This window comes from Saccharopolyspora sp. 6V (assembly GCF_020176785.1).
Lineage (GTDB): Bacteria > Actinomycetota > Actinomycetes > Mycobacteriales > Pseudonocardiaceae > Saccharopolyspora_C > Saccharopolyspora_C gregorii.
Window position 1 is genome coordinate 1 of record NZ_JAIUKB010000010.1, and the last position, 11,227, is coordinate 11,227.

Genomic DNA, 11,227 nt, shown 5'->3' on the forward strand with positions numbered 1-11,227 from the left:
CCGGGCCTGTGCCGCCCCCCCCCCCCCCCGGGGGGCCGCGGTACGGGGGGTCACTTGTGGTGCCATCCCCCCCCCCTGTTAAAACCCCCCCGCCCCCCCCCCCGCGCGGGGGGGGGCCCGGTCCGTGTGTGGTTCGGACGTCAGTTGTCGTCCTTGCCACCGGGGGCGTTCTTGGCGACCTGCATCAGGAACTCGATGTTGGTGCGCGACTTGCGCAGCCGTTCCTGCAGGAGTTCCAGCGACTGCTGGGCGTCCAGCGCGGCGAGCACCCGGCGCAGCTTGTGCGTGACGGTGAGCTCGTCGGGTGCGAGCAGGATCTCGTCCTTGCGGGTGCTGGAGGCGTCCACGTCGACGGCGGGGAACAGCCGCTTGTCGGCGAGCTTGCGGTCCAGCTTGAGCTCGGCGTTGCCGGTGCCCTTGAACTCCTCGAAGATCACCGTGTCCATCGTGGATCCGGTTTCCACCAGCGCCGTGGCGAAGATGGTCAGCGAGCCGCCGTTCTCGATGTTGCGGGCCGCGCCGAGGAACCGCTTCGGCGGGTACAGCGCGGTCGAGTCGACACCACCGGAGAGGATCCGGCCGGACGCGGGGGCCGCGAGGTTGTAGGCGCGGCCGAGGCGGGTGATCGAGTCGAGCAGCACGACCACGTCGTGCCCCATCTCGACGAGCCGCTTGGCCCGCTCGATGGACAGCTCGGCGACGGTGGTGTGGTCCGACGGCGGGCGGTCGAAGGTGGAGGCGATGACCTCGCCCTTGACCGAGCGCTGCATGTCGGTGACCTCTTCGGGGCGCTCGTCGGCGAGCACCACCATGAGGTGGCATTCCGGGTTGTTCGTGGTGATCGCGTTGGCGATCGCCTGCAGCACCATCGTCTTGCCCGCCTTCGGCGGCGAGACGATCAGCGCGCGCTGGCCCTTGCCGACGGGCATCACCAGGTCGATGATCCGGCCGGTGAGGTTCTGCGGTTCGGTTTCCAGCCGCAGTCGCTCGTTCGGGTACAGCGGGGTCAGCTTGTGGAACTCCGAGCGGCCCTTCGACGCCTCCGGTTCGAGGCCGTTGATGGAGTCGACGCGGACCAGCGGGTTGAACTTCTGCCGCTGCTGCTCGTTGTCCCGGGGCTGCCGGATGACGCCCTTGATCGCGTCACCGCGGCGCAGCCCGTACTTGCGGACCAGCGACAGCGACACGTACACGTCGTTCGGCCCGGCGAGGTAGCCCGAGGTGCGGACGAACGCGTAGTTCTCCAGCACGTCGAGGATGCCGGCGACGGGCAGCAGGACGTCGTCCTCGCGGACCTCGGGCTCGTTGCCGCCACCTTCGGCACGGCCGCGGTTGCGCCTGCGGTCCCGGAAGCGGCGTCCGCGCCTGCGGCCGCCGTCCTCGTCGGAGTCGTCCTGCGGACGGTTGTCCTGCTTGTCCTGCTGCTGCCGGGAGTTCTGCCGGTCGCCCCGGTCCTGGCCACCCCGGTCGCCGCGATCACCCCGGTCCTGGCCGCCCCGGTCACCCCGGTTGTTGTCCTTGTCGCGGTCCCGGTTGTCGCCCCGGTCGCCGCGGTCGTTCTGCCGGTCGCCCCGGTCCTGGCCGCGCTCGTCGCCCTGGTCCTGGTTGCCGCCGGAGCGGTTGGAGGAGCGACGGCGGCGGTTGCCGCGGCGGCCCTCGTCCTCACCGCCCTGCTCGGCGGGCTGCTGGCGCCGGGAGCGCCCGCGGTTCGGCGCGGAGCCGTTGTTGCCGGAGTCCGAGCCCGAGTCCTGCTGCTGGGCAGCGGAGTCGGTCTCGTCCAGCGCGGGCTGGTGGGACTTGCCGCGGCTCGGCGCGGTCTCTTGCGCCGGGGCGTCCTCCTGCGCAGGCTTGGCGGCCGCGCGGGGCTTGGCGGGGGCGCCGCCCTGCCGCTCCTTGATGGCCGCGATCAGGTCGCCCTTGCGCAGGCCGCTGGTGTCGATCCCCAGTTCCCCGGCGAGTTGTCGAAGCTCGGCGAGGACCATGCCGGACAGCCCGCCGCGGCGGCGCGGGGCGCCGTTGGTCTCGGCGCCCGCGGACGGCTGCTCAGACTCCTGCTGGCCAGCCTGGGAGACGCCGTTGGTCGTCTCGCTGCTCAACAGTTCGGTGTTGCTCACGAATGTCCTTCCTGACCGGACCGCGCCTCCTACGCGACCCAGCGGATTGCCCGCCCGCTGTTGTCAGCGGAACGGCCTTGATGTGCTACCAGCCCGATGCCGGTCGAGTTCAACACGCACGCGCGGCTCGATCGACGTCGGCGATCAGGGGGACCAGCAGCACCGGGCGGTGGGAGGTACCCGGGTCATGTGCTCGTCCGAATGCCGTTGCGCGGTGCGGTTTTCACGCTCCTGCGTGTCAGAACCACGGTGCACGTGCGACGCATCCACTCCGATCCACACTCGCCGATGCACGCCCTGCTGCCGCCTCACTCAGATGTCGTCGTTCACGGGGAGCGCTGTGATTTCCGGTCCGGCCCGATCTGCCGCAGAGCGGAATCGGGACGACGGGCACCGGGGTGCGCCGATCCGGCGTCGATCGCGTCGAAAGCATGACCATCGCGGTCAGGCCCCCATGCGGCGTCGGCCGGAACCCACAGGTCGGCAGCCCCGCGCGAACCCCATTGAGTTGACAACTCCTGCCTCTGCCACCGCGTCCGGCAACCCGCAGATCCTGATCTTCACCCGTGTGGAGTGGAGTCGATTCACCAGCGGGAAATGTGCCCCGGAGAACGAAGCTCCGGATGCGGCACCGGCGCCGAGCGCGCGGTGACTGATTGACCTTGAGGGTAGACGCCTCGCCACCGAGGTGCAACAACCTCCGCAGGCGTGGCACGCCCTCGTTCGATCACGGTGTTCGCGCAATCGGCCGTGCCGGAGCATCCACCGTTTCGGAACACCTGCCGTGCAGTCCTGACGTCCTGCCGACATGTCCTTTGTACCACCACGCGCGGCGGAATGGTCGGCCCGGGCCGGTCATTCCGCCGTCGTCGGCTCGGATATCACCTGAACGCCGCGCCGATCGACCGGAAGGCGCAGCGCGGTGAACCCGCTGGTGTCCACCGTGCGGGGCAGTTCACCGCCCGCGGGCAGCGCCAGCACCGTCGGTCCGGCGCCGGACACGGCGGCGGGCACGCCTGCCGCGCGCAGCCGCCGCACCAGCTCGATGGTGTTCGGCCACGCCGATTCCCGGTAGTCCTGGTGCAGCCGGTCGTCGGTGGCGGCCAGCAGCAGCGACGGGTCGGTCGTGAGGGCGTGCACGGCGAGCGCGGCACGGCCCGCGGCGAACGCGGCGTCCGCGTGCGGAACCCGCTCGGGCAGCAATCCGCGAGTGGTGTGCGTGGCGGACTCGCCGCCCGCGACCAGCGCGATCGGGTGCACGTCCGGATGCGCGGGCAGCGAGGCGGCGCGGAACCGGTCCGCCTCCTGCCAGGCGATCACCACGCCGCCGAGCAGGCTGGCCGCGACGTTGTCGCCGTGGCCTTCGCAGTCGGCGGCCAGGTGCAGCGCCTGTTCGAGGTTCTTGGTCTCGCGCAGCGGGAAACCGGCGAGTTCGTAGGCCGCCGCGACCCCGGCGACGATCGCCGCGGCCGAGGAACCCAGCCCCCGCGAGTGCGGGATGGCGTTGCGGCAGCGCAACCGGACGGCAGGCGCGGGCACGCCGAGCTCGGACCAGGTGCGGTGCAGCACCCGCACGACCAGGTGCTCGTGGTCGGTGGGGATCGATCCGGCGCCTTCGCCCTCGGCGGTCACCACCGCGCTGCCGGGCGGGCCGCCGGTCACCGCCACGTGCACGGTGTCGTGCAGCGCGAGCGCCATGCCGAGCGCGTCGAACCCGGAGCCGAGGTTGGCGGTGGAGGCGGGCACCACGACCCGCACCCCACCGCCGGCCCGCAGGCTCACACCAGTTCCAGCGCGGTGGCCACGGCTCGCGGGTCCACCGGCAGCGGCTCGACCTCGACCATGCCGGACAGCGCCGTGTCCGGGTCCTTGAGGCCGTGCCCGGTGACGGTGCACACGACGCGGGACCCGCGCGGCAACCGGCCGTCCTCGACCGCGGCCAGCAGCCCGGCGACGCTGGAGGCGGAGGCGGGTTCGACGAACACGCCTTCCCGGGAGGACAGCAGCCGGTAGGCGTGCAGGATCTGCTCGTCGGTGACCGCGGCGAACAGGCCGCCGGAGGCGTCCTTCGCGGACACCGCGTGCTGCCAGGAGGCGGGGCTGCCGACCCGGATGGCGGTGGCGATCGTCTCCGGTTCGAGCACGGGCGCGCCGTGCACGAGCGGCGCGGCGCCCGCGGCCTGGAAGCCGAACATCCGCGGGGTGGACGGGATCACGCCGTCCGCGGCGTACTCCGCGTAGCCCTTCCAGTAGGCGGTGATGTTGCCCGCGTTGCCCACCGGCAGGCAGTGCACGTCGGGGGCGGAGCCGAGCACGTCGCAGATCTCGAACGCGGCGGTCTTCTGGCCTTCCAGCCGCACCGGATTCACCGAGTTGACCAGCGTCACCGGGTGCTCGGCGGAGGTCTTGCGGGCGAGTTCGAGGCAGTCGTCGAAGTTGCCCTGCACCTGCAGGATCTTCGCGCCGTGCGCCACGGCCTGCGCCAGCTTGCCCATCGCGATCTTGCCCTGCGGCACCAGCACCGCCGAGGTGAGCCCGGCGCGCGAGGCGTAGGCCGCGGCCGAGGCGGAGGTGTTGCCGGTCGAGGCGCAGATGACGGCCTTGCTGCCCGCGGCGAGCGCGTGCGTGATGGCGACCGTCATACCGCGGTCCTTGAAGGAACCGGTCGGGTTCGCGCCCTCGACCTTGAGGTGGACCTCGCAGCCGGTGAGCTCGGAGAGGTGCTGCGCGGGCACCAGCGGGGTGCCGCCCTCCTGCAGGGTGACCACGCGGGCGCCCTCGGGGATCTCCACCCGGTCCCGGTACGCCTCGATGAGGCCGGGCCACCCGGCCCTCGCGGGCGCACCCTGGATGTTCGAAGTCACGACGGTTCACCTTCCACGCGCATCACGCTGACGACCTCGCGCACCGAGGCCAACCCGGCAATCTTGTCCACTGTGGATTTCAGGGCCGCATCGGTGGCGGTGTGGGTGACCACGACCAGGCTGGCCTCTTCGCCCCTGCCCGCCTGGCGCACCACCGAGATGCTCACATCGTTGTCGTTGAACGTGGCCGCCACCTGGGACAGCACGCCCGGTTTGTCGTCCACGTCGAGGCTGATGTGGTAGCGGGTGGGGGTGGCGCCCATCGGCTGCACCGGCAGGTTCGCGTGTGCCGACTCGCGCGGACCCTTGCCCGCCACGACCAGGTTCCGCGCCACCGCGACGAGGTCGCCCAGCACCGCGCTCGCGGTCGGCTCCCCGCCGGCGCCCTGGCCGTAGAACATCAGGCTCCCCGCGGCCTCGGCCTCCACGAACACCGCGTTGTAGGCGCCGCCGACCCCGGCCAGCGGGTGGTCCCGGGGGATCATCGCCGGGTGCACGCGGGCCGAGACCGATTCGGTGCCGTCCTCGGCGACGACGCGCTCGCAGATCGCCAGCAGCTTCACCACCCGGTCCAGCGATTTCGCGGCCGCGATGTCGCCGGGGGTGACGCCGGAGATGCCCTCGCGGTGCACGTCGGTGGCCGCGACCCGGGTGTGGAACGCCAGCGACGCCAGGATGGTGGCCTTCGCCGCCGCGTCGAAGCCGTCCACGTCGGCGGTCGGATCCGCTTCCGCGTAGCCCAGCCGCCCGGCCTCGTCCAAGGTCTCCGAGTAGCCGGCGCCCGTGGAGTCCATCGCGGACAGGATGTAGTTCGTCGTGCCGTTGACGATGCCCATCACCCGGTTGATGCGGTCCCCGGCGAGGGATTCGCGCAGCGGGCGCAGCAGCGGGATGGCCCCGGCGACGGCGGCCTCGAAGTAGATGTCCGCCCCGGACTCGTCGGCGGCGGCGTACAGCTCCGAGCCGTGCTCGGCCAGCAACGCCTTGTTCCCCGTCACCACCGACTTGCCGCTGCGCAGCGCGCGCAGCAGCAGCGAGCGGGCCGGTTCGATGCCGCCGATCAGCTCCACCACCACGTCCACGTCGCCGTCGACGAGCGCGGCGGCGTCCGTGGTGAGCAGCTGCTCGGGGACGTTCGGATGCTTGTGGAGCCGCCGCACGGCGACGCCGGTGACCTGCACGGGTGCACCGGTCCGCGCCGCGAACTCCTCGGGGCGGCCCTGCAGCAGGCGCAGTACCTCGGTGCCGACCGTGCCGCAGCCCAGCAGCGCGACGCGGATCGGCTCACGGTCCTCGATCACTCACACCTCCAGCCGGAGCAGGTCGTCCTCGGTCTCCCTGCGCAGCAGCAGTCGCGACCGCCCGTCCCGCACGGCGACCACCGGCGGCTTGGGGAGTCGGTTGTAGTTGCTCGCCATCACGTAGCAGTAGGCTCCCGTCGCGGCGACGGCCAGCAGGTCGCCCGGAGCAATGTCCTCCGGCAACCAGCAGTCTCGCACCACAACGTCACCGGACTCACAATGCTTGCCCACGATGCGGGACAGCACGGGGGGCGCTTCGGCCGATCGGGAGACGAGCCTGCAGTCGTAGACGGCGTCGTAGAGCGAGGTGCGGATGTTGTCGCTCATGCCGCCGTCCACGCTCACGTAGCGGCGCGACACGCCGCCGTCGAGCTCGACGTCCTTGATCGTTCCCACTTCGTAGACGGTGACCGTGCCGGGCCCGGCGATGGCGCGGCCCGGTTCGACGGCCACCCGCGGCGGCTCGAACCCGGCGAGGTCGCACTCCTTGCGGACCACGTCGTGCAGCCGGGTCGCCAGCTCCCGCACCGGCAGCGGGTCGTCGTCGGGGGTGTAGGCGATGCCGAGGCCGCCGCCGAGGTCCACGGTGGTCAGGTTCCCCAGCGCTTCGGCGCCGTGCTCGGCGCGCAGCTCGGCCAGCAGCGACACCACCCGGTGCGCGGACAGGCCGAAACCGTCGTCGTCGAAGATCTGCGAACCGATGTGGCTGTGCAGGCCCACCAGGTCGAGGCCGTCGGCCTTGATGACGCGGCGGGCCGCTTCGGCGGCGTTGCCCGCGGCCAGCGAGAACCCGAACTTCTGGTCCTCGTGCGCGGTGGCGATGAACTCGTGGGTGTGCGCTTCGACACCGACGGTGACCCGGATCATCACCGGCTGCACGACACCGCGTTCGCGGGCCAGGTGGTCCAGGCGGGCGATCTCGTGGAACGAGTCCAGCACGACGGAACCGACGCCGGCGTCCACGGCGGTCGCCAGCTCCGCGGTGGACTTGTTGTTGCCGTGGAACGTGATGCGCTCCGGCGGGAACTCGGCGCGCAGCGCGACGCGGAGCTCACCGCCGCTGCACACGTCCAGGCTCAGGCCTTCCTCGGCGACCCAGCGGGCCACCTCGGTGCACAGGAACGCCTTCGACGCGTAGTGCACGGATGCGGGGTCGCCGAACGCGGTCGCGTATTCGGCGCAGCGGGACCGGAAGTCGGCCTCGTCGAGGACGAACAGCGGGGTGCCGTGCTCGCGGACGAGTTCGCGCACGTCCGTCCCGGCGAAGGAGACGGCGCCGTCGTCCTCCCGGTGCGCACCGCGCGGCCACACCGCCGCGTGCAACTCGTCGAGCTCGGACTCGTCCGCCGGGACCGGCCCGGCTGTGCTGCCCGGCAACAGGACCTCGGCGTGCCGAGGTCCGGCGGGATGGGCGCGCATGATCGCGGCTCCTCTGCGGATTCGTGCCGGCCGGGGAGCCGTTCCCCGGCGCGGCCGCCCGAACGCCGGGCGTGGACGTCGTCGGTCACATCTGGTCGGGGGCGCTCACTCCGAGCAGCCCCAGACCGTTGGCCAGCACCTGGCGGGTCGCCTCGCACAGCTGCAGGCGCGCGATCGTCAGCGCGTTCGCCTGGTCATCACCGGGCTGCAGCACGCGGCACGCGTCGTAGAACTTGTGGTAGGCGCTGGCCACTTCTTCCAGGTACCGCGCGATGCGGTGCGGTTCCCGCAGTTCGGCGGCGGAGAGCACCACTCGCGGGTACTCGCCGAGCGTGCGGATCAGGTCGCCCTCGCGTTCGTGGGAGAGCAGCGACAGGTCCGCCTCCTGCACCGGTCCCCGGTCGATGCCGAGGGACGCGGCGTTGCGCTGCAACGAGGACAGCCGGGCGTGCGCGTACTGCACGTAGTAGACCGGGTTCTCGTTGCTGCGCTTGCTGATCAGGTCCAGGTCGATGTCCACGGCCGAGTCCACCGAGGAGCGGGTCAGCGAGTAGCGGGCGGCGTCCACGCCGACCGCCTCGACCAGGTCCTCCAGGGTGACGACGGTGCCCGCGCGCTTGCTCATCCGCACCGGTTTCCCGTCGCGCACCAGGTTCACCAGCTGCCCGATCAGCACCTCGACCGCGTTCGGGTCGTCGTCGAACGCGGCGGCCGCGGCCTTGAGCCTGCTCACGTAGCCGTGGTGGTCGGCGCCGAGCATGTACAGGCACAGGTCGAAGCCGCGGCCCCGCTTGTCCCGCAGGTAGGCGATGTCCCCGGCGATGTAGGCGGTGCCCCCGTCGCTCTTGATCACCACCCGGTCCTTGTCGTCGCCGAACTCGGTGGAGCGCAGCCACCAGGCGCCGTCCTCGAAGTACAGGTGCCCGGATTCCTTCAGCTGCGCGACGGCCGTCTCCACCGCGCCGGAGGAGTGCAGCGAGTCCTCGTGGAAGAAGACGTCGAAGTCGGTGCCGAACTCGTGCAGGCTGCGCTTGATCTCTTCGAACATGAGGCCCACGCCGACGCGCCGGAACGTCTCGTGCCGTTCGGCCTCCGGCTGCTCCAGCGCGCCCGGTTCGGCGGCGAGCACCCGCTGGGCGATGTCGGCGATGTAGTCGCCGCCGTAGCCGTCCTCCGGCGCGGGCTCGCCCTTCGCGGCGGCCAGCAGCGACAGCACGAAGCGGTCGATCTGCGCGCCCGCGTCGTTGAAGTAGTACTCGCGCACCACCTCGGCGCCCTGCGCGGACAGGGTGCGGCCCAGCGCGTCGCCGACCGCGGCCCAGCGGGTGCCGCCCAGGTGGATCGGGCCGGTCGGGTTCGCCGAGACGAACTCCAGGTTCACCCGCAGGCCCTGGTAGCGGTCGCCGCGGCCGAACCCGGCTCCGGCGGTGACGACGTCGCGCACGATCCCGGCCTGCGCGTCGGTGGCCAGCCGCAGGTTCAGGAAGCCCGGCCCGGCGACGGTCACCTCGGTGATGCCGTCCTGCGCGGCCAGCGCCTCGGACAGCCAGGTCGCCAGGTCGCGCGGCGGCACGCCCGCCTTCTTCGCGACCTGCATCGCCAGGTTCGTCGCGTAGTCGCCGTGCTCGGGGTTGCGGGGGCGCTCCACCGTCACCGTCTCCGGGAGCACGGAAACGTCCAGGTCACGTGCGGAGAGCACGTCGACGGCGGCGTTGCGGACCAGATCAGCGAGCGCGGCGGGAGTCACCTGGAGAAGTCTAAGGATGCGTCGCCGCTGTTCAGCGAACGGGTGCGATCGCCGGGCCCGCCGCGTGCACGGTAGGTGATCGGGCGGTGACCTCGGTGTGAGAACGTGACCCACGACGTGTTCGACGTACGCCCTCCGGTGGCCGTGGGATCCCTAGACTGGCGAGCCGGGTCACCTGGCGACCGATGGCGAGACGAGGTCCGGACAGCATGGCGAGCGGTAAGCAGAGCAAGGCGATGCGCAAGGCGCGCGGTTCCGTGGTGCAGCAGCGCTCGATCCCGTGGGCGACGATCTCCGGAGTCGGAGTGGTGCTCCTCGTCGCGGTCGTGGTCTTCGGCTACGCCTACGTCCGCTACGCCGGCCAGGCCGAGTCGCGGGAGGCGCAGGCCAAGGCGGAAGCCGCCGCCGCACCGTTCAAGCCGAGCCCGGAGAACCCGGACCCGTCCAAGGGCATCCCCGGCGTCGTCACCGCCGAGTACCCGGGCCAGCAGCACGTCACTCCGGCCCAGCGCGTCGCCTACGACAAGACGCCCCCCTACGGCGGCCCGCACGACGGGATCTGGGCCGACTGCACCGGCGTCGTCTACCCGAACGCGGTGCGGACCGAGAACATGGTGCACTCGCTGGAGCACGGCGCCATCTGGATCGCCTACGACCCGGCGCGGATCGACGAGGCGGGCAAGGAGAAGCTCGCCCGCCGGGTGGAGAACAAGCCCTACACGATGATGTCGCCGTACCCGGGCCTCGACTCCCCGATCTCCCTGCAGTCCTGGGGCCACCAGCTGAAGCTGGACAGCCCGGACGACGCGCGCATCGACCAGTTCATCACCGCGCTCAAGGAGAACCCGAACAACGTCTACCCGGAGATCGGCGGCTCCTGCCAGGCCTACCCGGGCGCGTTCGACACCCAGAACCCGCCGCCGTTCGACGCGAGCCCGCCGCCCGCGGACGCCATCCCGATGAGCGGGGAGGGCACCCAGCAGGCGCAGGGCGAGATGGGCGGTCGGTGACCCGGTGAGCACCCAGGAGAACCCCGGCGCGTCGATGCCGGTGCGCATCGCCATCGCCGTCGTGGCGGCCGCCGCCCTGCTGCTGCTCGGCGGCGCGGGCGGGCTGCTCATCGCCACCCCCTCGCACGACTCCGAACCGGCACCGAGCGCCGTCGACATCGGGTTCGCGCAGGACATGTCGACGCACCACCAGCAGGCCGTGACCATGGCCACGCTCGCCAGGGAGCACGCGGCGGACGTCGCGGTGCGCCAGCTCGCCTTCGACATCGAGACCAACCAGCGCGACCAGATCGGTCGGATGCAGGGCTGGCTGAACCTGTGGGGCGAGCCGACCGGCAGCACCTCGCCGATGCGGTGGATGGGTTCCGGCGGGCACGAGCACGGCATGGAGCAGCACTCGATGCACGGCGCGGCCACCATGCCCGGCATGGCCGACACCGCGGAGCTGGACCGGTTGCGCGGGCTCGACGGTCCCGCGTTCGACGCGTACTTCCTGCAGCTGATGCTGCGCCACCACGAGGGCGGGGCGCCGATGGCCCGCTACGGCGCCGAGCACGCCGGGCTCGAACCGGTGCGCGGGCTCGCGGCGAACATGCTGGGTTCGCAGGGCACCGAGAGCGAGCTGATGCGCGGGATGCTGGCGGACCGCGGGGTCGCGCCGCTGCCCGCGAACTGAGGTCTCCGCAGCCGGGGGGCGGGGGGGGGGGGGGGGGGCGGGCCCCCCCCCCCCGGCCGGGGGCCCCCCCCCCCCCGCGCCCCGGGCCGACGGGCA

At 72.0% G+C, this 11,227-nt stretch carries 8 protein-coding genes; 2 read left to right on the forward strand and 6 right to left on the reverse strand.

Annotated features, from left to right (window positions below; all coding sequences use genetic code 11):
- Nucleotides 1-140: 140 nt before the first annotated feature.
- The 6 genes from rho to argS form a co-directional block, all read right to left on the reverse strand.
- A complete protein-coding gene (gene rho / locus LCD35_RS01475) occupies nt 141-2,114 on the reverse strand; it encodes a transcription termination factor Rho (RefSeq protein ID WP_224960377.1) in 1,974 nt (657 codons plus the stop codon).
- Between the two features lie 855 nt (nt 2,115-2,969).
- Entirely contained in the window at nt 2,970-3,890 is a 921-nt protein-coding gene (gene thrB / locus LCD35_RS01480) for a homoserine kinase (RefSeq protein WP_224960394.1), read from the reverse strand.
- 2 nt (nt 3,891-3,892) lie between these two features.
- Nucleotides 3,893-4,978 carry a threonine synthase gene (gene thrC / locus LCD35_RS01485; RefSeq protein WP_224960379.1) on the reverse strand — a complete coding sequence of 362 codons (1,086 nt, stop codon included), beginning with the start codon at nt 4,976-4,978 and terminating at the stop codon, nt 3,893-3,895.
- On the reverse strand, nt 4,975-6,279 hold the full coding sequence (locus LCD35_RS01490) for a homoserine dehydrogenase (RefSeq protein ID WP_224960381.1): 1,305 nt from the start codon (nt 6,277-6,279) through the stop codon (nt 4,975-4,977). The genes thrC and LCD35_RS01490 overlap by 4 nt, the downstream gene beginning before the upstream one ends.
- Complete coding sequence (lysA, locus tag LCD35_RS01495; protein WP_224960383.1) at nt 6,280-7,698, reverse strand: diaminopimelate decarboxylase; 1,419 nt, start codon at nt 7,696-7,698, stop codon at nt 6,280-6,282.
- Nucleotides 7,699-7,783: 85 nt separating this feature from the next.
- The gene (argS, locus tag LCD35_RS01500) at nt 7,784-9,445 is read right to left on the reverse strand and encodes an arginine--tRNA ligase (protein WP_225043604.1); all 1,662 of its coding nucleotides are present in this window, start codon (nt 9,443-9,445) and stop codon (nt 7,784-7,786) included.
- A gap of 209 nt (nt 9,446-9,654) precedes the next feature.
- Between argS and LCD35_RS01505 the strand changes: the two genes are divergently transcribed.
- Nucleotides 9,655-10,455, forward strand: coding sequence for a DUF3105 domain-containing protein (locus LCD35_RS01505; protein ID WP_224960387.1), 801 nt, complete (start codon nt 9,655-9,657; stop codon nt 10,453-10,455).
- A 4-nt stretch (nt 10,456-10,459) separates the two neighbouring features.
- Entirely contained in the window at nt 10,460-11,131 is a 672-nt protein-coding gene (locus LCD35_RS01510; RefSeq protein ID WP_225043605.1) for a DUF305 domain-containing protein, read from the forward strand.
- Nucleotides 11,132-11,227: the final 96 nt, after the last annotated feature.